Here is a 22029-nt window from a genome sequence, read left to right as displayed (position 1 = left end):
GGATGTCCGTGGTTCACGAGGACGTCGGAGATCCGATGGGATATTGGCTTGGTGTCCGTCTTGACTTGGATTCTGTCCATCGTAGGATCGGTTTCGTTGATAGCCAAGAGGATGAATGACCCCAAAGCGGCAGGAGTCATTCGAGACCGTCCGGGACGGTGACCACTCGGCGTCGAGACCGCTGTCCGCCTGGTCCGGAAGGATTCCCATGTCTGAGAACCACGATGCAATCGTCGTAGACGCCAAAACCGAGGGCGGTGGCTGCCCCGTCGCCCACGAGCGCGCCCCCCACCCGACCCAGGGCGGCGGAAACCGCCAGTGGTGGCCGGAGCGGCTCAACCTGAAGATCCTTGCCAAGAACCCCGCCGTGGCCAACCCCCTCGGCGAGGAGTTCGACTACGCGGCCGCCTTCGAGGCCCTCGACCTCGCCGCGGTCAAGCGCGACATCGCCGAGGTGCTCACCACCTCGCAGGACTGGTGGCCGGCCGACTTCGGCAACTACGGCCCGCTCATGATCCGCATGGCCTGGCACAGCGCGGGCACGTACCGCATCAGCGACGGCCGCGGCGGCGCCGGCGCCGGCCAGCAGCGCTTCGCCCCCCTGAACTCCTGGCCGGACAACGGCAACCTCGACAAGGCCCGCCGTCTGCTGTGGCCGGTCAAGCAGAAGTACGGCCAGTCCATCTCCTGGGCCGACCTCATGATCCTCACCGGCAACGTCGCCCTGGAGACGATGGGCTTCGAGACCTTCGGCTTCGCCGGCGGCCGCGCCGACGTGTGGGAGGCCGACGAGGACGTGTACTGGGGTCCCGAGACCACCTGGCTCGACGACCAGCGCTACACCGGCGACCGCGAGCTGGAGAGCCCGCTCGGCGCGGTCCAGATGGGCCTCATCTACGTCAACCCGGAGGGCCCCAACGGCAACCCGGACCCGGTCGCCGCGGCCCGCGACATCCGCGAGACGTTCCGCCGCATGGCGATGAACGACGAGGAGACCGTCGCCCTGATCGCCGGCGGCCACACCTTCGGCAAGGCGCACGGCGCCGGCCCGGCGGACAACGTCGGCGCCGACCCCGAGGCCGCTTCGATCGAGGCGCAGGGCTTCGGCTGGGCGAACTCGTTCGGCACCGGCAAGGGCGCCGACGCGATCACCAGTGGTCTCGAGGTCACCTGGACCACCACCCCCGCCCAGTGGGGCCACGACTTCTTCAAGCACCTCTTCGAGTACGAGTACGAGCTCACCCAGAGCCCGGCCGGCGCGAACCAGTGGGTGGCGAAGAACGCCGAGGCGATCATCCCGGACGCGCACGACGCCTCGAAGAAGCACCTCCCGACCATGCTCACCACCGACCTGTCGCTGCGCTTCGACCCGGTCTACGAGCAGATCTCGCGGCGCTTCTACGAGAACCCCGACCAGTTCGCGGACGCCTTCGCCCGCGCCTGGTACAAGCTGACGCACCGCGACATGGGCCCGGTCGTGCGCTACCTCGGCCCGGAGGTCCCCTCCGAGACGCTGCTGTGGCAGGACCCGCTGCCGGCGCGCGAGGGCGAGCTCGTCGACGCGGCGGACATCGCCTCCCTCAAGGAGCAGATCCTCGCCTCGGACCTCACCATCGCGCAGCTGGTCTCCGCGGCCTGGGCCTCGGCCTCCTCCTTCCGCGGCAGCGACAAGCGCGGCGGCGCCAACGGCGCCCGCATCCGCCTGGAGCCGCAGCGCACCTGGGAGGTCAACAACCCGGACGACCTCGCGCAGGTGCTGCGTACGCTCGAGGGCATCCAGGAGTCCTTCAACACCGGCGCCAAGAAGGTCTCGCTGGCCGACCTGATCGTGCTCGCGGGCTCCGCGGCCGTCGAGAAGGCCGCCAAGGACGGCGGAGTCGACGTCGAGGTGCCCTTCACGCCGGGCCGCGTCGACGCCTCGCAGGAGCAGACGGACGTCGAGTCCTTCGCCGCGCTCGAGCCGGCCGCCGACGGCTTCCGCAACTACACCGGCAAGGGCAACCGCCTGCCGGCCGAGTTCCTGCTGGTCGACCGGGCGAACCTGCTGACGGTCAGCGCGCCGGAGCTGACCGTGCTCATCGGCGGTCTGCGCGTCCTGGGCGCCAACCACGGCGGCTCGAAGCACGGCGTCTTCACGGACAAGCCGGGCACGCTGTCCAACGACTACTTCGTCAACCTGCTCGACATGGGCACGACGTGGAAGTCGACGTCCTCGGCGCAGGACGAGTTCGAGGGCCGTGACGCGAGCGGCGCGGTCAAGTGGACCGGTACGCGCGCCGACCTCGTGTTCGGCTCGAACTCCGAGCTGCGCGCGCTCGCGGAGGTCTACGCGAGCGACGACGCGAAGGCGAAGTTCGTCAAGGACTTCGTCTCCGCGTGGGACAAGGTCATGAACCTGGACCGGTTCGACCTCGTCTGATCCCGCCGTACGGGCCGGCTCTCCCTCCGGGGGGGGCCGGCCCGTACGCATGTCCGCACCCCGTACATCCCGGTGGGCCGCCTCCGTGCGGCCCACCACCCTTTGCGGCCCGTCCGGGCGGCCCGTTCCTGGGGGTGGTGCGCGGGAATGACGGGTGGGGAGCTCCCATGTGCGGGTGGGGCGGGTGGCGTTGACTCGGGCATGCCGATCGGCCCTGTACGGCGATTCCGACCACCGACCCACCCGACCTGCGAGGAGGTGACCCCGATGAGCGTACTCAAGCTCCAGAACCTGCAGCCCGTGGCGACGAACAACAGCGCGGCCGTCGTCAGTCTGACGAGCAGCAGCAGCACCTGCTGTTCCACCAAGCCGGTGTAACCCCGACGGCGATCCGTACGGGACGCGCTGTGTCCCCGTACGGATCGCCGTTCCCCGTTGCCCACCAGCCGCTGCCGGCGGCGGCCCTCGGACGATCACAGAGGCGGACATGCGCAACGAACGATGGGTCTACCGATTCCTCTTCGCCTGGGACGACACGCTGTTCTTCGACCCGCTCGACGTCTTCTACGAGCCGAGGGCCGACCACTTCCTCGCCGGGCTCGACGAGCGGGTGCGGGCACGGTTCGTCCGCAGCGGCATCTGGTGGAGCCATCGGCACAACCCGGACCTGCCGGCGCAGGGCTGGAAGATCCACGTCTCCGCCGCCCAGCACACCGTGCGCGAAACGGCCGCGTCGGTGATCGCCCATCTGACCGCGCACGAGATCGACTTCAAGATCGCTCTCGACCTCAACATCTTCGAGATGCTCAACTCCAAGGCCATGTCCCGGGGCAGCGGCGGGAAGCTCGTCACCGTCTACCCGCGCGACGAAGAGGAGTTCCGGACCTGCCTGGCCGACCTGGCCCGCGTCCTGGAGGGCGTCGAGGGCGCCTACGTGCTGTCGGACCTGCGCTACCGGGACAGCAAGGCGCTCTACTTCCGCTACGGCCAGTTCCTCGACACGCACGCCGTCGACGTCCTGGGCCGGCGGGTGCCGCACATCACCGGACCGGACGGGCCCGTACCGGACGACCGGCGGCCCGGCTACGCCCAGCCCTGGTGGGTGCCGTGGCCGTTCACCGACTGGAAGCCCGCCGACGGGGACGAGGGGGACGGACTGCTCGGCGGGCGCTTCCGGGTGACCGGGGCGATCCAGTTCTCCAACAGCGGCGGCGTGTACACGGCCGAGGACACGGCGGACGGGGACCGCAAGGTGGTCCTCAAGGAGGCCCGCCCGCACACCAACATCAACCCGCGCCAGGACCACGACGCCGTGGACATCCTCGCCCGGGAGTGGCGGTTCCTGAACCGGCTGGCCGACGCCGGCTCCTATCCGAAGCCGATCGCCACCTTCCGGCACTGGGAACACCACTACATCGCCGAGGAGTTCATCGAGGGCTCCGACGTCCGCTCCGTCCTGCTCGAACGCAACCCGCTGGCACGGCCGGAGTTCGACATCGACCGGTCCCGGGAGTTCCTGCGGATCTTCATCGCCGTCTTCCGCGGCCTGGCGCGCGCGATCCGGTCCGCCCACGAACGCCGGGTGATCCTCGGCGACTTCACCCCCGCGAACCTGCTCATCGACCCCGACACCCTCAAGGTGACGATCGTCGACCTGGAGGCCTGCCGGCTGGCCGAGGGCGGGGCGGCCGGGGACGGGGACGGGGATGGCGCCGTCAGCGACGACGCGGCGCTGGAGAAGCCGGTCGAGCTGTTCACACCCGGGTTCAGCCTCTCCCGGAGCCTCTACAAGGCCTCGGGGACCGAGGGCGACCTGTACGGCCTGGCGAACACCATGGCCTACTTCATCTTCCCGATCGCGGCCATGTCCTACCTGCGCGAGGACGTCCTCGGCACCTACCGGATCTTCACCGACGCCCTGGGCTGGCCCGAGCGGATCCACGAATTGCTCACCGGCCTGGCCGAGGCGCGGATCACCCTCCCCGAGGTGCTCGAGGCGCTGGAGCACGAGGAGGACCTGGTCGGCCGGGTCGAGGCGGCGCCGCGGCGGCCGGTGGTCGAGGAGCGGCTCGGCCTGGTGGAGGCCGAGGCCGGGGTGGCCGCGTTCGTCACGGCCGTCGCCGACACCGACCGGGCGACGCTCTTCCCCGTCGACCCGTTCGCCCACGTCACCAACCCGCTGAGCCTGGGCTTCGGAGCGGGCGGCGTCCTGTGGTCGCTGCACGCCTCCGGCATCCCGATCCGGCCCGAATGGCGTACCTGGCTGCGCGACGAACTGGACCGCATGGACGTGGCGGAGTACCCGGACGGCCTGATGAGCGGCCTGGCCGGGATCGCCTGGGCGGCCGATTCGCTCGGGCTGCGGCCCCAGGCCCGCGAGCTGCTGACCCTGGCCAACCGGCGGGCGCCCGAGACCGGCGACCACACCTTCTACTACGGCCTCGCCGGGCTGGGCATGACGAACCTGCGCTTCTTCCTGCGCGGCCACGACCCGCGCGACCTCGCCGCCGCGCGGGAGTGCGCGCGCGTACTGTGCGCCGCCGCGCAGCGCGAGGGCCGGCACGCCTACTGGCTGAACGAGTTCTCGTCCAAGGGGCCGTTGACCGGTCTGGGCTTCGGTCAGGCCGGTGTGGCGCTGTTCCTGCTGCGGATGCACCAGGTCACCGGGGAGGAGCGCTTCCTGCGGATCGGGCAGGAGGCGCTGGCCTGGGAGACGGCCCACGCGAAGCCCCTGGACCCCGACGTCCCCGGCAGCCCGGTGATGTTCGAGCACGAGGGGACCATGGAGCCGTACGTGGAGGTGGGCTCCGCGGGGGTGGCGCAGGTGCTGCTGCGCTACGGGGACCTGGACGCGGCGCGGACCGTCCTGCGCGGGCTGGACGCCGGGCACTCGGTGCTGCCGGGGTACGCCTTCGGGATGAGCGGCGTCGCCGACGCGCTGCTGGACGCGGCCGAGTTCACCGGCGACCGTTCGTACCGCGACACCGCGCTGCGGCAGCTCGACTTCGTCCGGAAAGTGTTCCTGTTCGAGCCCGCGGAGCGCTTCGGAGTGCCCCGCGGGGAGGGGGCGGCCCCGCTGGGCGTCCCGGGTGAGGGGCTGCTGCGCTGCTCCTGCGACTACCTGACGGGCTCGGCGGGCGTGCTGCGGGTGCTGCACCGCGTGAACGGCGGTGGCACGGCCGACTTCCTGCTGGACGAGGTCTCGCGGTGAGGCAGCTGTGGCTCACGCTGAGCGGCCACCGGACCAGGTTCATCGTGATCATGGCCGCCGAGGCGGCCACCGGCGGGCTCGAGGCGCTGCTGCACCCGCTCCTGCTCAAGGCCCTGTTCGACCAGGCGATCCTGGCCGCGGACTTCCGCCGGTTCCTCGTCCTCGGCGCCGGCTACCTGGTGCTCGGGCTCACCCTGAACCTGGCGGGCTACGCGATCTCCACCTGGCGCAGGCGGTGCGAGAACGCGTTCACGCTGGTGCTGGAGACGGAGTTGCTGGACCGCACGGTCGCCCTGGACGGCCGGAAGGTCTCGGCGGCGGGCAACGCCTCGTACGTCAGCCGCATCCACAACGACGTCTCCGAGGGCGTCCTGCCGGCCGTGGACGTCGCCATCCGCATCGCGCGGCAGGCCGTCGCCTCGCTGGTCTTCCTCGGCGTGCTGCTGTACCTGTCCTGGCAGGCCAGCCTGATCCTGCTGGTGATCGTGCCGCCGCTGGTGCTCGTCAGCAACCGGCTGGCCCGGCGCATCGAGGACAACACCGAGCCCGAACGCGAGGCGGAGGCGCGGTACATCAACCGGCTGACCCGGACCCTGGAGTCCTTCCACGCGCTGCGCGGCCTGCCGTCGCTGCTGCCCGGCACCCGCGCGGTGAACCAGGACGCGCTGCGCGGATTCCTCGGACTGAAGTTCGTCAACTACCGCCTGTCGCTGAAGCAGAAGACCCTCAGCGACCTGGTCATGAACCTGTCGGACACCGCCTCGATGGTCATCGGCGCCTTCTTCGTCTTCTCGGGCCGGATGTCCTTCGGCAGCTTCCTCGCCTTCGTGAACTCGCTGTGGCGGGCCGTCACCGGGATCTTCGACCTCGTCAACATGATCCCGCAGGCCCGCCGGAGCACCGCGGTCCTCAAGCGGATCCAGGCCCTGCGCGACGCCCAGGAGGCGCCGTACCACGAGGAGGGGGCCCTGGTGCGGGTCCGCGGGGCGAGGGTGCGGTACGGCGAAGGCGCCGGCGCCGGCGCCGAGGTGACGGTCGGGGACTTCGAGCTGGCGGCGGGCGAGCACGTACTGCTCCGCGGCCCCAACGGCTGCGGCAAGAGCACCCTCCTGCACATCGTCTCCGGGACCCTCGCCCCGGACACGGGTGAGGTCACCCTGCCGCCCCGGGTGGCGAGCCTGACCACCCCGGTGAACCTGCCGCCGCTGCCGGTGCGCGAACTGGTCGCCGACGGGCGGCTGCGCACGTCGATGGGCCTGGACGGGCTGGCCGACCAGCTGCCCTCGGAGCTGTCGTCCGGCCAGCGGCAGCGGGTCGGGGTCGCCGCGCTCCTGTGCGAGGACGCGGACGTGTACCTCGCCGACGAGCCGTTCTCGAACCTCGACGCGGACGGCAGGGACCTGGTGCTGCGGACCCTGCGCGAGCGCACCGGGGGCCGCGCCCTCCTGGTGGTGCACCACGGGGACGCGGACCTCGACGGCCGCTTCGACCGCGTGGTGACCCTGGCTGCGGCCGGCGCGCTCTCCGGGACCGGCACCGTCTAGACGGGGACCGGGGCGCCGGTGCCGGTGCCGGTGACCAGGTCGCGGGCGGCGGAGGCGAAGGCGGAGCGGTTGGGGTGCCCGGTCTTCTGCAGGAGGCTCGCGACGTGCTTCTCAACGGTGCGCGGCGAGATGTGCAACCGGCCGGCGATGTCCTTGTTGCCGATCCGTTCGGCGAGCAGCCGGGCCACCTCGAACTCGCGGAAGGTGATGCCGCACCGGCGCAGGACCGGCGGCACCTGCTCGGTGCCGGTGCGGCGCTGGCGGACCGGGGCGCCCATGCCGCGGAGCCGGGCCCGGCAGGCACCGGCGACGGCCTGGAGGCCGGCGCCGTGGAAGTACTCCTCCGCCTCGCGCAGCCAGTCGGCCGGGTCGCCCCAGCCGTCCGCGTACGCGGTGCGAGCGACCAGCCGCAGACACAGGTGGTGTGCCACGGGGTGGGGCTCGGCCGCCTCCAGGGCGGTGCGCGCGGCGGCCGTCGCCTCGGCGGTGCGGCCCTCGCGGCCCAGCAGTACGGCGTGCGCCAGGCCGACGAAGGGGCGGTTCCAGCGGGTACGACCGGTGCTCGTCCGGGCCGCCTCGGCGTGGTGGCGGCGGCCCATGCGCCCGGCGAGCACGCCGAGCAGCAGGATGACGCCGTGCTTGCCGAAGTCGGCCGTGGCCGGGTTCTCCGCGTCGTAGGCGAGGGCCTGCGCGAACTCCTGCTCGGCCGCGTCGTGCCGTTCCTCGAGCAGCGAGCAGAACGCCCGCGCCAGGCCGTACGCCATGGACCGTACGCCCGGCGCGTGGTCGAGGAGCGGTGCCAGTGCCTCCAGTGCCTCCGTCATCTCGGTACGCCGGCCCTGGTGGGCCCAGCGCACCGCGTCGGCCAGCCGCAGCAGGGCCAGGGCCCGGCCCAGTCCCAGCCGGGCCGCCTCGGCCCTCCCGGCGCGGATCCGGTCGCGGGCGGGCCCGAACTCGCCGCGCCGGACGTGGTCCAGGGCGAGCACGAAGCCGGTCTCGTGCGCCAGCGGCAGCATGCCCGTCCGCAGGGCCTCCTGCCGGGCCTGTTCGAGCCGTGCGGTCCGGCCGTCGTACAGCGCAGCGCTCCGGGCCAGGTGCACCTCGGCGGACAGCCCGAGTGCGGGCAGGGCGTGCTCGTGGGCGAGGGTCCGGGCCCGCGCGAGGTGGGCCTGCGCGGCCGGCTCGTCGCGTTCCCGGGCCAGCTCCCCGAGCAGGAGCAGGGCCTCGCCCTCCACGGCGGGCAGGCCGGCGCGCAGCGCCGCGTCCGCCGCCCGGCGGGCGAACGCGGCGGCGGCGGCCAACCGGTCGGGCGCGAACCGGCACCGTTCCGCATGGGCCGCGGCAAGGTCGACGAGGGCCACGTGGGCCGGGGCCGGGGCCGGGGCTGGTGGCGACGGCGCGGCCGGGTTTTCGCCGAGCAGGCGGCGGGCGGTGTCCAGGTGTCCGAGGGCTTCTGCGGGGCTGCCCCTCAGGACGGCGATGCGGGCCAGCCGTGCGTGGAGCCCGGCCCGGCGTCCGGCGGGTACCGCGGGCTCGCCGCCCAGTGCTTCGAGGCCGGCGGCCGGCGCGGGCAGCCGGTCGAACCGGCCCGAGCAGGCGACGGCGTCGAGCAGCCGCTCCAGCACGGTGGCGTGCAGGGCGGGCTCGGCGGCGGGGTCGAGGAGCCGGTGGGCCCGGAGCAGCAGCTCCACCGCCCGTTCGACCGTGCCCCCGCCCATCGCCCGCTCCGCCGCCTCGCAGTACAGCCGGACGGCCTCCCGGGTGTCGCCGGCGTGCCCGTGGAGCTCGGCGGCCTGTGCACACCACGTTCCCGGCAGCCCGGGGTGCAGCTCGGCCAGGGCGTGCGCCGTCCGCCGCGCGTGTCCGGCGCGCTCGCCGGGGCCGAGGCCGTCGAGCAGGGCCTGCGCGGCGAGCGGGTAGCGGAAGGCGTACCAGTGCGGGCCGGCCTCGTCCGGCACGATCAGGCGGGCGGCCACCGCGGCGCTCAGGGTCACGTCCAGCTCCGCGGGGTCGCGGCCCGTCGCGTGCTGGAGCACCGGCAGCGGGAAGCGCGGGCCGAACAGGGCGGCCGTGCTGAGGAGTTCGCGGCCGAACAGGCCGAGCTTCGCGGCCCGCCGCCGGACGCTGTCCACGACGGCGGCGGGGACCGGCGGCGTCCGGCCGTCGCCGGGTGCACGGCCGGCGCCGTCGTGGGCGAGCTCCTTGACCACGAACGGGATCCCGGCGCCGCAGGTCGCCGCGCGCCGCACGAGCTCGGGGCAGATCTCGGACGGGTCGGCCCCGAGCTCGGCCGCGACGAGGAGGTGGACCTCGGGACGGCCGAGGGGAGCCAGGTCGAGCACCGTTGCGGTCCCGCTCCGGCGGGCCCGTGCGGCCAGTTCGTCCGCCGCGCAGGGTTCGCTCCCGGCGGCGAGCAGCAGTACGGCGGGCTGCTGGCCGATGTTGTCCAGCAGGTACTCGACGGCGGCCAGCGTCTCGGCGTCGGCCTCGTGCAGGTCGTCGAGGACCAGCAGGAAGCCCCGCTCCCGTCCGATGGCGGCGGCGAGGCGCAGTACCGTCTCGGCGACCACGAGCGGGGACACGGCGCCGGCCCCCGCGCCCCGGGTCCCGTTCAGCAGGTCGCCGAGGGCGGCCGGGTAGCGGCCCGGTCCGCCCGGCTCGGGCAGCAGGCCGGCGCGCGACAGCAGGAGCAGCGCCTCGACCAGCGGCCGGTAGGGGACGGGGGCGCCCATGGTGCCGGCCCGGCCCTGCGCCGTGGCCATGCCCTCCCGGGCCGCGGCGGCGAGGGCTTCGGCGGCGAGGCGGGTCTTGCCGATGCCGGGTTCGCCGGTGACGAAGACCGCTCCTCCCCGGCCGTGCCGGGCGGCGGCCAGGGCCGCCGTGATCTGCGCCATCTCGGCTTCCCTGCCGATGAGTTCCCCCGGCGCGGGGGGTCTGCCGTCGATGCCCGTGGTGGTGCGGTCGTACAGCTGTGTCATCTGCCTCTCCTGGTGCGCGGGGAAGCGGAGGTGCGGTCGCCTGGCGGAGCGAGCGGCGGCGAGGTCGTCGCCGGAGCCGACGATACGAAGGCGGGAGCGCGGTCTGTAGCCGTCCGTTTGGGGGGCTTGCGCGCGGGAGTCAGCCCCCGTCGAGACTGTCCTCGCGCACCCGCCGGGCCAGGTCCAGCTTGGTGTAGGCGGGGCGGCCCGCCTGCTGGTACTTGGCCTTGACCCGGTCCAGGTAGTCCTTGGCCGTGTGGACGGTGATGCCCGCGCGCCGGGCGGCGGACTTGAGGGTCATCCCGGACGCGTAGTCGAGCAGGACCTGGCGTTCCCGGGGCGAGAGCCGGGGGCGGTCGGGACCGTCGTCGTGGGCGCAGGCGAAGGCGAGTTCCGCGGAGTGCGCGCTGCGGCCGGCCGCGACGTCCTGGACCGCGGCGACCAGCGTCGGCAGGTCGTTGTCCTTGGTCAGGTAGCCGTCGGCGCCGGCCCGCAGCGCCTCGATGATCCGGGAGCGGTCCGGGACGGTGCTGATCATCAGGACGCGGCTGCCGGTGCGCAGCAGGCGGCGGATGTTGTCGGCGGGTGCGGAGCCGTCGCGCAGCACGAGGTCCAGCAGGACGACGTCGGGCGGGACGTAGCCCGAGGGAGCGGGCCCGTACGGGGGTTCGGCCGGGGCGGGTGCGCCGATCAGCTCCCCCACCGTGGCCGCGGTCGCGACCAGGCGCAGCTCGGGGACCGTGCCCAGCCAGGCCCGCATGCCGTCGAGGAGCATCCGGTCGTCGTCCACCACCGCGACGGTGGTCACCGGGGCCATCTCAGCTCCACCCGTACGCCCTCTCCGGGGGCGGTGTCCACGGTCGCGAGGCCGCCTACCTCGGCCATCCGCGCGCAGACCGAGCCGCGCAGCCCGAGGCCGGGCAGGTACCGCTCGGGGTCGAAGCCGGGACCCCGGTCGACGACGGTGACGACGGCTCCGCCCCGTCCGTCGGTGCCCCGGGTCGCGGTGAGGTAGGCGTGTCCGGTGCCCGCGTGCCGCCGTACGTTGTTCAGGGCCTCGCGGGCCGCGTCGCCGAACGCGGCGGCGACCTCGGGGGGCACGTGCGGGAGGTCGTGGTACTGGGCGGTGACCCGCAGTTGCAGGCTCTCGACGGAGCTCACCGCCTCCTCCAGGGCCTCGCCGATCTCCCGGTGGTGGTCCTCGTCGGCGGTCTGCTGGATCAGCCGGCGCAGGTAGGCGGCCTCGCGGCCGCACCGTTCGCGCACCCGGGGCGCGTTGGCGTCGATCCCGCCCGCGGCGAGGGTGGTGAGCGTGGCCAGGACGGTGTCGTGCAGGGCCCGGTGGTGTTCCAGGCGTTCGGCGTAGCGCGCCTTGTGCGCCTCGGCGGCCAGCGCGCGGGCGTTGGCGTCGTCGAGGAGGCGCCCTTGGCGGCGCAGGTACCACCACATGACCCAGGCCATGACGGCCGACGACAGCAGCGAGTTGACGTGGCCGCCGATGACCGCGGGGCTCGCGCCCACCAGTTGGTAGCCGATGAGGTGGGTCACCAGGAGGAGCGCGACCGCGGTGAGGACGTGCAAGCGGCGTTCGAGGGCGATGGCCGCGGCGGCGCTCGACGACCCGCCGAGCAGCATCGCCCAGCCGAGCAGGGCGGGTTCCCGTACCCCGCCCCACGTACAGAGCAGGAGCGGCAGCACGCACCCGGTGACCAGGACGTCCGCCCAGACGTGCCGCGGGTCGAACCAGCCGCGCCGCAGGGCCGCGCCGTAGCCGAGCGCGCTGAGCCCCAGGGCCGCGGCGAGCCCGGCGTACTGGAGGGGGAGGTCGTGCCGGCGCTGCGCCACCGCGAGGACGCCGACCGTCAGATGGCTCGTCCGGTAGAGCAGGGTGGTCAGGATCATGAAGGACTGGGCGCGCTGCAGCCCCGACCCGACCCCGGTCGTCCTGCGCAGTGCCCGTAATCGCCTTGTCGACAAAGGCACCACCGACCACACCACCCCGCCCGTGATCATCACTGATGTCACGTATTTTGCCCCAGCAGGTCCATGCCAACGGCGGCATCCGGCCAGCCCCCGACGCGCCGCCCGCGGCGGGGCGACGTACCGTGGAAGGCGCCTGCTCGGGTCGGTCACGCTCGGACGCACCCTGGGAGAGGGCATCGCCATGGACGTCACAGTGGGAACGTTCAACCTCAACAACCTGTTCTCCCGGTTCAACTTCAGAGCCGAGATACAGGAGGTCCTGCCGACCGGGGACAACGGTCAACTGACCTCCAGCTACGAGTTCAAGGATCCGAAGGAGTTCCGGATCCGCCGGTACAAGGGCAGGCTCGTCAAGGGCATCAGCCCCGAGGAGCAGGAGATGCTCGCCCGGCGGATCATCGCGATGGACCTGGACATCCTGGCCGTCCAGGAGGTCGAGGACATCGACACGCTGCGGTTCTTCGTCTCGCGGCGCCTCGGCAGGGCCTACCCGTACCTGTCGCTGATCGAGGGCAACGACCCCCGGCTGATCGACCTCGCGGTGCTGTCCAAGTTCCCGATGGGGGCGGTCACCTCCTGGCAGCACGCGCCCCATCCCGAGCTGCCCGGCGAACGGCTGTTCAGCCGGGACCTGCTGGAGGTGGAGATCCTCGATCCGCGGGATCCGGACCGGCACCTGCTGACGGTCTTCAACAACCACCTCAAGAGCCAGTTCGTCGAGCACACGGCGGACCCGGTGGAGGGCAAGGAGTACAACGACCACCTCCGGACGCTGCAGGCGGAGGCCATCGCCCGGATCCTCTCCGCCCGCACCCGCCCCGACGGACGGTTCGTGCTGCTGGGCGACATGAACGACACCCCGGAGTCGCCCACGCTCGCCGCGCTGGCCGCGCCGACCGCGCAGCTCACGCTCGAGGAGGCCCTCGCGCACCCGGTGGAGACCCGCCCGCCCAAGCCGGACGTGCCGCCTCCGCCCGCGTCGGGGTCCTGGACGCACCGGTTCAAGGAGTCGGGCACGGCCGCGCAGTACGAGCTCTTCGATCAGATCTGGCTCAGCCGCAGCCTCCACGCACGGCACAAGAGCTCCCACATCGACCGGCGCACCCGGCACGCCGGCGACGGCTCGGACCACGACCCCGCCTGGGTGGTCCTCGACTTCTGACCGGCCACCCGACCGCCGGATGGCTCTGCTTGGCACCACCCGGTGCCAAGCAGAGCCATTTCATGTCCCCAGCGGCACACCGGCACGGATGACACCACCGTCATCCAGAACAATGCCACCACATTTATGCAGGTCAGAGGCCATCCCCGTAGAGCGGCACCAGGCATGGCGCGCTACGGGCTTGCACATGGCGCCATCGTGGTGCCATGATGACGTCATGGACCTCACGCCGTATATCGACACCCTCCGCCGCGAACTCGCGGTGGCCGCCGAAGCCGGCGGCGAAGAAGCACGCGAGCTGGCCGAGAGGCTGACCGCCCCCCTGGAGTCGGCGACCCGGCTGACCATGCTCAACGTGCTCTCCGCCGCGATGGACGAGATCACCCGCGAACTCGCCCCCGGCTCGGTCGACGTACGGCTGCGGGGGCTCGACCCCGACTTCGTGGTGACACCCCCGCCCACCGGCGGCGGCCACACGGAGCCGACCGCGCCGGTCGAACCGCTGACGGCGCAGGCACCCGCCGACGGCGACGAGGGCGGCACCGCCCGCGTCAACCTGCGGCTGCCGGCCCACCTCAAGGCGCGCGCCGAGGAGGCCGCGGGCCGCGAGGGCCTGTCGGTCAACGCGTGGCTGGTGCGGGCCGTGTCGGCCGCGGTCGAGGGCGGCAACCGGCCGCGCACGACGGAGAAGACCCAGATCGGACAGAGCTTCACGGGCTGGGTGCGCTAGGCCGTCTCTGTCGGATCTCGCCTGACCCGCGCCGCTCCCCCAGCTACCGCTGGGAGGTGCCCCCAGGCACCGCGCCTCGCCGCGTTGTCGGGGCGCCCAAGTACGTCCAGTACTCGGGCGCCCCTCCGCCTTGCGATGCACGGCACCAGACGACGCGGGCTTAACCGGCAAGATCCAAAAGAGACGACCTAGCCGCATCCCCGCCCGCACCACTCCACCCGCACCACCTCACCCACACCACGTCCCACCAGCGGGGACGCCCTGAAGACCCAAGAGGACGGGACAGCCATGCCTTCTTTCGACACTCCCGAACCGATCTCGGTCACCGCGCACGTGGAGGCCGGCTCCATCCAGTTCACCGCGGGCGACCGCCTCGACACCGTCGTCGAGGTGCGGCCCCGCGACCCGAAGAAGGACCTGGACGTACGGGCAGCCGGCCAGACCGAGATCGCCTACGCGGGCGGCGTACTGACCGTCAGGACGCCCAAGACGCGCTATCTCGTCGGCCGCACCGGCACCGTCGACATCACGGTCGAGCTGCCCACCGGTTCGCGCATCGACATGACCGGAGCCTGGGCCCAGGTGCTCGGCGAGGGCCGGTTCGGCGAGGTCCGCGTGAAGACCTCCTCCGGAGACGCCCGCTTCGACACGACGGGCCCGCTGAACCTGGTCGCGTCGCACGGCTCGATCACCGTGGACCGGGTCGAGGGCGCGGCCGAGATCACCACCAGCACCGGCAGCGTGAGCGTCGGCCTCGTCGACGGCACCGCCGTCCTGAAGAACTCGCACGGCACCACGACCGTCGGCGCCGCGACCGGCGAGCTGCGCGTGCGCAACGCCAACGGCGACATCCAGATCCGGCGCGCCGAGGACTCGGTCGTCGCCACCACCGCCCACGGCACCCTGCGGGTGGGGGAAGTGGTCCGCGGAGAGGTCCAGTTGGAGACCAGCTTCGGTGCCATCGAGGTCGGCGTCCGCGAGGGCACGGCCGCCTGGCTCGACGTCAGCTCGAACTCCGGACAGGTCCGCAACACGCTCACCGCGTCCGAGAGCCCGGAGACGGCCGAGGACACCGTCAAGATCCGCGCCCGCACCCGGTACGGCAACATCGACGTCCGCCGCGCCAAGGCCTGATCCCCGCCCAGGCCTGACCACCGCCTAGGCCTGACCACCGCCAAGGCCCGACCCCCGCCTAGGCCTGCCCCCGCCAAGGCACGACCCCCGGGCAGAGCCGGCCCGCGCCCCGGCTCGCCCGCTCCCCCACCACTCCAGCCCCCGAACGGGAGGGCCCCATGCCTTCTTCTGTCATGCCCACCTCAAGGAAGGGTGACGGTCCGCCGTCCCCGGCCGCCGTCTCCGCCGTCGGCCTGCGCAAGTCGTACGGCGACAAGACCGTCCTCGACGGCATCGACCTGCACATCCCGGCCGGATCCGTGTTCGCGCTGCTCGGCCCGAACGGCGCCGGCAAGACCACCGCCGTGAAGATCCTGTCCACGCTCATCTCGGCCGACGGCGGACAGGCCCGGGTCGCGGGCCACGACGTCGCCACGTCCCCGCACGGGGTGCGGGCCGCGATCGGGGTCACCGGGCAGTTCTCCGCCGTCGACGGGCTGATCACCGGTGAGGAGAACATGCTCCTCATGGCGGACCTGCACCACCTGTCCAAGCGCGAGGGCCGGCGGGTCGCCGCCGAACTGCTGGAGCGGTTCGACCTCGTCGACGCCGCGAAGAAGCCCGCCCAGAGCTACTCCGGCGGCATGAAGCGCCGCCTCGACATCGCCATGACCCTCGTCGGCAATCCGCGCATCATCTTCCTCGACGAGCCGACCACCGGCCTCGACCCGCGCAGCCGCCACAACATGTGGCAGATCATCCGCGAGCTCGTCTCCGAAGGCGTCACCGTCTTCCTCACCACGCAGTACCTGGAGGAGGCCGACGAGCTCGCCGACCGCATCGCCGTGCTCAACGACGGCAGGATCGCCGCCGAGGGCACCGCCGAGGAGCTCAAGCGGCTCGTCCCCGGCGGACACGTCCGGCTCCGCTTCACCGACCCGGCCGCCTACCGCTCCGCCGCCTCGGCCCTGCGCGACGCCACCCGGGACGACGAGGCGCTGGCGTTGCAGATCCCCAGCGACGGCAGCCAGCGCGAGCTGCGCTCCGTCCTCGACCGGCTGGACTCGGCCGGCATCGAGGCGGACGAGCTGACCGTGCACACGCCCGACCTCGACGACGTGTTCTTCGCCCTGACCGGCTCCGCGGTGCCGGGCCGGGCCGACCAGCCCAAGGAAGATGCCCGATGAGCTCCCTCTCCCTCGCCGTGCGCGACTCGTCCACGATGCTGCGGCGGAACCTGCTGCACGCCCGGCGCTACCCGTCCCTGACGCTGAACCTGCTGCTCACGCCGGTGATGCTGCTGCTGCTCTTCGTCTACATCTTCGGCGGCGTGATGAGCGCCGGCATCGGGGACGGCGGGGCGGACCGGTCCGAGTACATCGCGTACCTCGTGCCCGGCATCCTGATGCTGACCATCGGCGGCACCACGATCGGCAGCGCGGTGTCCGTCTCCAACGACATGACCGAGGGCATCATCGCCCGCTTCCGCACGATGGCGATCCACCGCGGTTCCGTGCTCGTCGGACACGTCATCGGCAGCGTGCTCCAGTGCGTGATGAGCGTGCTGCTCGTCGGGGCCGTCGCCGTGGCCATCGGGTTTCGGGCCACGGACGCCACCGCCCTGGAGTGGATCCTGGCGGTGGGCCTGCTGGCGCTCGTATCCCTGGCGCTCACCTGGATCGCCGTCGGCATGGGCCTGTCCAGCCCGAACGCCGAGGCCGCCAGCAACAACGCCCTGCCGCTGATGGTCCTGCCGCTGATCTCCAGCGCCTTCGTACCGGTCGACGCGATGCCGGGCTGGTTCCAGCCCATCGCCGAGTACCAGCCGTTCACCCCGGCCATCGAGACCCTGCGCGGGCTGCTGCTCGGCACCGAGATCGGCCACAACGGGTGGCTTGCCGTGGCCTGGTGCCTGGCGCTGGCCGTGCTCGGCTACCTCTGGTCCACGTCGCTTTTCAACCGCGACCCGAAGTAGCGCGAACGCGGCGCACCCCCGCCCCCGGACGGCCGGGACGGGGGTGCGGTGCGTGGTGCGGCTGCGGCGGCTCAGGCCACCGGGACCGGGACCGGGAAGGTCGGGTACTCGACCCCGGAGACGTGCTGGACGACCCGGATGACCTGGCAGGAGTAGCCGAACTCGTTGTCGTACCAGAGGTAGAGGATGGCGTTGTCGCCGTCGACCTTGGTGGCGCCGGCGTCGACGATCGAGGCGTGGCGCGAGCCGACGAAGTCCATGGAGACGGCGTCGGGCGCGGTGGTGAAGTCGATCTGGCGCTTGAGCGGCGAGTGCAGCGAGACGTCGCGGAGGTAGTCGAGGACCTCCTCGCGGGTGGTCTCGCGACCCAGGCGCAGGCTCAGGATGGCGATCGAGACGTCCGGGACGGGGACGCGGATCGAGCTGCCGGTGATCGGCGCCTTCAGGTCCGGCAGCGCCTTCGCGACGGCGGAGGCGGCACCGGTCTCGGTGATGACCATGTTGAGCGGCGCGCTGCGGCCGCGGCGGTCGGCCTTGTGGTAGTTGTCCAGCAGGTTCTGGTCGTTCGTGAACGAGTGGACGGTCTCCACGTGGCCGCGCAGTACGCCGTACTCGTCGTCCATGGCCTTCAGCGGCGGGACAATCGCGTTCGTCGTGCAGGAGGCGCAGGACAGGATCTGCTCGTCCGGCTTGATCGTGTCGTGGTTGACGCCGTGCACGATGTTCGGGACGTCGCCCTTGCCCGGGGCGGTCAGGACGACCTTGTCGATGCCGGGGCGCAGGTGCTTGGAGAGGCCCTCGCGGTCGCGCCACTTGCCCGTGTTGTCGATGAGGATGGCGTCCTGGATGCCGTGCGCCGTGTAGTCGACCTCGGACGGGTCGTTGGCGTAGATCACCTTGATCGCGTTGCCGTTGGCGATGATCGTGCTGTTCGCCTCGTCCACGGTGATCGTGCCCTGGAACTGGCCGTGGATGGAGTCGCGGCGCAGCAGCGAGGCGCGCTTGACAATGTCCTGGTCGCCGCCCTGGCGGACGACGATGGCGCGCAGCCGCAGGCCGTTGCCGGAGCCGGCCTTCTCGATCAGCAGGCGGGCGACGAGGCGGCCGATGCGGCCGAAGCCGTAGAGGACGACGTCGCGGCCCTCGGCGCGCTCGATCTTGTTCGCACCCGTGGCTCCGACGACCGCGTCGGCGGTGAAATCGGCGACCGACAGTCCGCGGTCGTCCGTCTTGTACGTCGCGGCCAGCATCCCGAGGTCGATCTGCGAGGGACCGAGATCGAGGGCTGCGAGGGCCTGGAGGAACGGCATCGTCTCGGTGACGGACAGCTCCTCGCCGGCGATCTGCCGGGCGAAGCGGTGCGTCTTGAGGATGCTCACGACCGATTTGTTCACCAAGGAGCGGCTGTGAAGCAGGACGGTGACGTCCCGCTCCCGGTGCAGCTTCCCGATGATCGGGATCATCGACTCCGCGATCTCCTCGCGGTTCTTCCAGTTGGTGAACGAGTCGTCATTGACAGTCACAGGTTTATCTTTCGAGCTAGGCGGCGCTCATATGCTAACCCGTCCCCCGTTTGGCCCATCAAGCGGGGGAGGTCGAACGCCTCGGCCAGCAGTTCGTACGAGCGCTGCCGGTCGGCCGGGTCGGGCGTCAGGGTGTTGATGATCAGCTCGTCCACCCCGTGCGACGCGGCCAGTGCCGTCAGCGCGGCGTGCACCTGCTCGGGCGCTCCGGAGACCAGGGCCGTCCGGTGCACCTTGGCCCGCTCGAGCTCCGCGCCGGTCCAGCGGTGGCGGCGGGTGGTCTCGTACGAGGGCAGCGGACGGTCGTGGCCGAGGTCCTTGCGGGCACGCCACAGCAGCAGGCTCTGTGCCAGTTCCTCGGCGCGGCCGGCGCTGTCCGCGGTCACCACGCGCACGGCGAGCGCGCCGCCCGCCCGGTGCCCGGTGGCGGCCGTGTACGCGGTGCGGTAGTCCTCGAACGCCGCGGGGCCGCCGGCCGGGGAGAAGAAGTGTCCGAACGCGAACTCGGTGCCGAGGCGTCCGGCCAGGCGGGCCGATTCGCGTCCCGCGCCCAGCAGCCACATCTGCGGCGGGACGGGCGGGTGGGGGACGACGCCGCCCTCGGCCAGGAGCGTGCGCAGGTCCGCCAGCCGCTGGGGGAAGTCGTGGGCGGGGCCGCCGGCCCGGCCGATGCCGAGGTCGACCCGTCCGGGGTGGAGGGAGGCCAGGACGCCGAAGACCTCGGCGACCTTCGCCGGGTGGTAGCGGGGCAGCAGCACCCCGCCCGTACCGACCCGCATCCGCGAGGTGTGGGCCAGGACGGCCCCGGCGAGGATCTCCGGCGCGCTGCCCCCGAAGCCCGGGGAACCGTGGTGTTCGGCGACCCAGTAGCGGGTGTAGCCGAGGTCTTCCGCGGTGCGGGCGAGGTCCACGGAGGCGCGCAGCGCCTGGTCCGGCGTGTGGTCCTCGCCGACCGGGGTCTGGTCCAGTACGGACAGTCGGGGGTTGGTCATCGTGCGTCGCCTTTCAGTGCTGGTGGGACGGGATGCCGGAGGCGCCGGCCATGGTCGCGGGCACGATCCTGAAGTCCCGCTGGAAGACGAGGTTGTGCAGGTCGGCGGCGGCGATGGCGCGCAGCGTGGGCAGTTCGGCGGCGGCCTGGGCGTCGTCGAAGACGTTCAGCGGCCACTCGGAGACGGTGGCCCCGCGCAGGTGGGGGTGGTGGAAGGAGGCGCCGTAGTGCGCGTACAGCGTGACCGGCGGGATGTCGGCGGTCGACTGCTCGTCCCACCACAGCGTCCAGGCGTGGAAGAGGCTGCCGTCCTCGGCGCGCTCGACGCCGGTGGCGTCCACCACGCCCTGCCCGAGGAGGAGTTCGTCGTTGAGCTCGTTGAGGGCTTGGCGGGCGTACGGGTCCAGGAGGCGCGCGGCGGTACGGAAGTGCTCCTCCTTGCCGGGGCGGGTCACGGCGTCGCCGTGGACGCCGTCGCGCAGGTCGGCGAAGTGCCGCAGCAGCGCATCGAGGTTGGGGATCCGGGAGGTGGGGTGGGCGGGGGTGGTGGTCATGCCGACTCCGTTGATTCGTGCGGGCGTTCGGTGGTGAGCAGGTGCAGGGCCAGTCCGAGCCAGCCGCGCAGGGTGACGGGCCTGTGCGGGCCGGGCCCGGCCTGGCCCCGGGCCGGTTGCAGGAAGGCTCCGTGGCCGGTCTGGGGGAACTCGCGCAGGGCGACCTCCACTCCGGCCGCACGCAGGAGGCGTGCGTAGTGGTGGACGTCGTCGCCGACGGGATCGAGGTCGCCGGTGGCGAGGACGGCCGGGGCGAGACCGCGCAGGTCCGCCGCCTCGAACGGGGTGCTGTGGAGGCGGGTGCCGTCGGCCGCGCGGGGCCGGCCGGGGGCCTGGTAGGCCCGCCAGGCCGAGACCAGGTAGGGCGCGGTGGGGAACATGTCGGGGAAGCGGTGGTACGAGGCCGCGGTGCAGCCGGGGTCCAGCGGCGGGTACGCGAGCACCTGGGCCGCCAGGGGAAGGCCGCGGTCGCGGCTGGCGAGGGCGGCGCAGGCGGCCAGGGTGCCTCCCGCGCTGTCTCCGCCGACGGCGACGGGAACCGTGCCCCCGGCCCGCTCCCGGGCCCAGTCGAGCGCGGACAGGACGTCCTCGACCATGGCCGGGTGGCGGACCTCGGGGGCCAGCCGGTAGTCGACGCTCACGACGCCGAAGCCGGAGAACCGGGCGAGTTCGGCGGTCGCGCCGTGCCAGTCCTGGGCGGATCCGGCGCGCCAGCTGCCGCCGTGGGCCCACACCAGCCAGCCGTGCGGTGCCGCCGCCGTCGGCCGGTACACCCTGGCGGGGACCGGGCCGGACGGGGAGGGGATGCGGACCTGCTCCCAGCGGACCGCGGCACGGTTCGTTCCGGCGGCCGAGTGGGTGGGTGTTGCCATCGGGGTTCCTTCCCTCCGTGCCTGGGGCAACGTTCGCCGCCACGGCAGGGCTGTCACAAGGCGGAGTTGCCTTAGTTGCCGTGCTGGGGCTGCTTGTTGCGGAGGAAGAGGACGGTGGTCAGGGTCCCGATCACCACGATCGCGGTGTTCACGATCACCGCGGTCGTGATCCCCGCGTGAATGTCCGTGTTCGCAGCGGCGATCGCCGACATGATCGGCGTACCCATCGTGATACCGATCTGCTGCGTCATCGTCGCCAGACCCGTCGCCATACCCTGCTCGTGATCCGGCAGACCCGTCGTCGCGGTCACCATGAACCCGACGATCACCAGCATGTTCCCCACACCACCGACGAACGTCGCGATCAGCAGCAGCCACATGCTCGACGAGGTCTCACCCAACGCGATCAGACTCAACGTCGCCACCGCCTGCAGCACACCACCCACCACCAGCGTCGACCGCGTACTCGAAGCTGCGATCACCCGAGGCGCGATCGAACCACCGATCACCGTGCCGATACCCAGCACACCGAACGACAGCCCCGCCGCCAACGGCGAGAAGTCCAGCACCTCCTGCAGATACAGCGTCATCAGGAACACCAGGCTGGTCTCGGTCAAGAAAGCGATCAGACCCGCGATGTTGCCCCACGCGACCGTCTTCTTCTTCAGCACCGACACCGGCACGAGCGGAGCCGCACTCTTCGCCTCGATCACATAGAACACGACCAGCAGCACCACACCCGCCGCCAACCAGCCCAACGCCGAACCCGAACCCCAACCATGCTCACCCGCCTGCGTCAGACCGTAAATCAGCGCCAGGAGGCCGAGGGTCACCGCGGTCGCACCCGGAAGGTCCAGCTTCGGACGCACCGACGGACGAGACTCCTTGATCACCGCGGGAGCGATCAGCAACACCGCCAGCGCCACCGGCACGTTGATGAAGAACGCCCACCGCCACGACAGCAGATCCGTCAG

The 22029-nt window shown here is 72.2% G+C and carries 17 protein-coding genes; 9 read left to right on the top strand and 8 right to left on the bottom strand.

All coding sequences use genetic code 11. The features are described from left to right. Nucleotides 1–208: 208 nt before the first annotated feature. The 4 genes from katG to ACFWP3_RS18285 all read left to right on the top strand — a co-directional run bounded on the left by katG (nt 209) and on the right by ACFWP3_RS18285 (nt 7174). Nucleotides 209–2419: a catalase/peroxidase HPI gene (gene katG, locus ACFWP3_RS18300; protein ID WP_384221940.1), complete on the top strand. Its 2211-nt coding sequence runs from the start codon at nt 209–211 to the stop codon at nt 2417–2419. Between the two features lie 267 nt (nt 2420–2686). Then, nucleotides 2687–2797 carry a class III lanthipeptide gene (locus ACFWP3_RS18295; protein ID WP_208948659.1) on the top strand — a complete coding sequence of 37 codons (111 nt, stop codon included), beginning with the start codon at nt 2687–2689 and terminating at the stop codon, nt 2795–2797. 109 nt (nt 2798–2906) lie between these two features. After that, complete coding sequence (lanKC, locus tag ACFWP3_RS18290; RefSeq protein WP_384221936.1) at nt 2907–5630, top strand: class III lanthionine synthetase LanKC; 2724 nt, start codon at nt 2907–2909, stop codon at nt 5628–5630. Further along, nucleotides 5627–7174 (top strand): ATP-binding cassette domain-containing protein, encoded by a 1548-nt coding sequence (locus ACFWP3_RS18285; protein WP_384221933.1) that lies wholly within the window; start codon nt 5627–5629, stop codon nt 7172–7174. Before lanKC ends, ACFWP3_RS18285 begins: the two co-directional genes overlap by 4 nt. Here ACFWP3_RS18285 and ACFWP3_RS18280 read toward each other — a convergent pair. The 3 genes from ACFWP3_RS18280 to ACFWP3_RS18270 form a co-directional block, all read right to left on the bottom strand. Next, nucleotides 7171–10152 carry an AAA family ATPase gene (locus tag ACFWP3_RS18280; RefSeq protein ID WP_384221930.1) on the bottom strand — a complete coding sequence of 994 codons (2982 nt, stop codon included), beginning with the start codon at nt 10150–10152 and terminating at the stop codon, nt 7171–7173. The two genes, ACFWP3_RS18285 and ACFWP3_RS18280, sit on opposite strands and share 4 nt — an antisense overlap. Nucleotides 10153–10291: 139 nt before the next feature. Then, nucleotides 10292–10969: a response regulator gene (locus tag ACFWP3_RS18275; RefSeq protein WP_384221928.1), complete on the bottom strand. Its 678-nt coding sequence runs from the start codon at nt 10967–10969 to the stop codon at nt 10292–10294. Beyond that, nucleotides 10957–12177, bottom strand: a complete 1221-nt coding sequence (locus tag ACFWP3_RS18270; RefSeq protein WP_384221925.1) for a sensor histidine kinase — start codon at nt 12175–12177, stop codon at nt 10957–10959. Before ACFWP3_RS18270 ends, ACFWP3_RS18275 begins: the two co-directional genes overlap by 13 nt. 139 nt (nt 12178–12316) lie before the next feature. Between ACFWP3_RS18270 and ACFWP3_RS18265 the strand changes: the two genes are divergently transcribed. From ACFWP3_RS18265 to ACFWP3_RS18245, 5 genes are all read left to right on the top strand, one after another. Next, a complete protein-coding gene (locus tag ACFWP3_RS18265) occupies nt 12317–13297 on the top strand; it encodes an endonuclease/exonuclease/phosphatase family protein (protein WP_384221922.1) in 981 nt (326 codons plus the stop codon). Between the two features lie 217 nt (nt 13298–13514). Beyond that, nucleotides 13515–14027 carry a hypothetical protein gene (locus ACFWP3_RS18260; protein ID WP_384221919.1) on the top strand — a complete coding sequence of 171 codons (513 nt, stop codon included), beginning with the start codon at nt 13515–13517 and terminating at the stop codon, nt 14025–14027. Nucleotides 14028–14315: 288 nt separating this feature from the next. Beyond that, nucleotides 14316–15161, top strand: a complete 846-nt coding sequence (locus ACFWP3_RS18255) for a DUF4097 domain-containing protein (RefSeq protein WP_384221917.1) — start codon at nt 14316–14318, stop codon at nt 15159–15161. Between the two features lie 158 nt (nt 15162–15319). Beyond that, entirely contained in the window at nt 15320–16327 is a 1008-nt protein-coding gene (locus ACFWP3_RS18250; protein WP_384221915.1) for an ATP-binding cassette domain-containing protein, read from the top strand. Beyond that, on the top strand, nt 16324–17115 hold the full coding sequence (locus ACFWP3_RS18245; protein ID WP_384221912.1) for an ABC transporter permease: 792 nt from the start codon (nt 16324–16326) through the stop codon (nt 17113–17115). Before ACFWP3_RS18250 ends, ACFWP3_RS18245 begins: the two co-directional genes overlap by 4 nt. Nucleotides 17116–17186: 71 nt before the next feature. Here ACFWP3_RS18245 and ACFWP3_RS18240 read toward each other — a convergent pair whose 3' ends face one another. The 5 genes from ACFWP3_RS18240 to ACFWP3_RS18220 all read right to left on the bottom strand — a co-directional run. Further along, complete coding sequence (locus ACFWP3_RS18240) at nt 17187–18638, bottom strand: glyceraldehyde-3-phosphate dehydrogenase (protein ID WP_384221910.1); 1452 nt, start codon at nt 18636–18638, stop codon at nt 17187–17189. Beyond that, the gene (locus ACFWP3_RS18235) at nt 18635–19630 is read right to left on the bottom strand and encodes an LLM class flavin-dependent oxidoreductase (protein WP_384221907.1); all 996 of its coding nucleotides are present in this window, start codon (nt 19628–19630) and stop codon (nt 18635–18637) included. The genes ACFWP3_RS18240 and ACFWP3_RS18235 overlap by 4 nt, the downstream gene beginning before the upstream one ends. Nucleotides 19631–19643: 13 nt before the next feature. Continuing rightward, nucleotides 19644–20183 (bottom strand): hypothetical protein, encoded by a 540-nt coding sequence (locus ACFWP3_RS18230; protein ID WP_384221905.1) that lies wholly within the window; start codon nt 20181–20183, stop codon nt 19644–19646. Continuing rightward, the gene (locus ACFWP3_RS18225) at nt 20180–21055 is read right to left on the bottom strand and encodes an alpha/beta hydrolase (protein WP_384221903.1); all 876 of its coding nucleotides are present in this window, start codon (nt 21053–21055) and stop codon (nt 20180–20182) included. The genes ACFWP3_RS18230 and ACFWP3_RS18225 overlap by 4 nt, the downstream gene beginning before the upstream one ends. Nucleotides 21056–21126: 71 nt before the next feature. Continuing rightward, the coding region (locus ACFWP3_RS18220) for an MFS transporter (protein WP_384221901.1) at nt 21127–22029 on the bottom strand (903 nt) is incomplete at its 5' end.

It is taken from the genome of Streptomyces sp. NPDC058525, assembly GCF_042719495.1.
GTDB lineage: Bacteria > Actinomycetota > Actinomycetes > Streptomycetales > Streptomycetaceae > Streptomyces.
The sequence above is the reverse complement of the archived record's forward strand: the minus strand, read 5'-3'. Positions and strand labels throughout refer to the sequence as shown.

Bases quoted from the DNA above. Each gene is read 5' to 3' on its own strand.
- katG (WP_384221940.1), top strand. From the start codon at position 209: ATGTCTGAGAACCACGATGCAATCGTCGTAGACGCCAAAACCGAGGGC.
- ACFWP3_RS18295 (WP_208948659.1), top strand. From the start codon at position 2,687: ATGAGCGTACTCAAGCTCCAGAACCTGCAGCCCGTGGCGACGAACAAC.
- lanKC (WP_384221936.1), top strand. From the start codon at position 2,907: ATGCGCAACGAACGATGGGTCTACCGATTCCTCTTCGCCTGGGACGAC.
- ACFWP3_RS18280 (WP_384221930.1), bottom strand. From the start codon at position 10,152: ATGACACAGCTGTACGACCGCACCACCACGGGCATCGACGGCAGACCC.
- ACFWP3_RS18275 (WP_384221928.1), bottom strand. From the start codon at position 10,969: ATGGCCCCGGTGACCACCGTCGCGGTGGTGGACGACGACCGGATGCTC.
- ACFWP3_RS18265 (WP_384221922.1), top strand. From the start codon at position 12,317: ATGGACGTCACAGTGGGAACGTTCAACCTCAACAACCTGTTCTCCCGG.
- ACFWP3_RS18260 (WP_384221919.1), top strand. From the start codon at position 13,515: ATGGACCTCACGCCGTATATCGACACCCTCCGCCGCGAACTCGCGGTG.
- ACFWP3_RS18255 (WP_384221917.1), top strand. From the start codon at position 14,316: ATGCCTTCTTTCGACACTCCCGAACCGATCTCGGTCACCGCGCACGTG.
- ACFWP3_RS18250 (WP_384221915.1), top strand. From the start codon at position 15,320: ATGCCTTCTTCTGTCATGCCCACCTCAAGGAAGGGTGACGGTCCGCCG.
- ACFWP3_RS18245 (WP_384221912.1), top strand. From the start codon at position 16,324: ATGAGCTCCCTCTCCCTCGCCGTGCGCGACTCGTCCACGATGCTGCGG.
- ACFWP3_RS18235 (WP_384221907.1), bottom strand. From the start codon at position 19,630: ATGACCAACCCCCGACTGTCCGTACTGGACCAGACCCCGGTCGGCGAG.
- ACFWP3_RS18230 (WP_384221905.1), bottom strand. From the start codon at position 20,183: ATGACCACCACCCCCGCCCACCCCACCTCCCGGATCCCCAACCTCGAT.
- ACFWP3_RS18225 (WP_384221903.1), bottom strand. From the start codon at position 21,055: ATGGCAACACCCACCCACTCGGCCGCCGGAACGAACCGTGCCGCGGTC.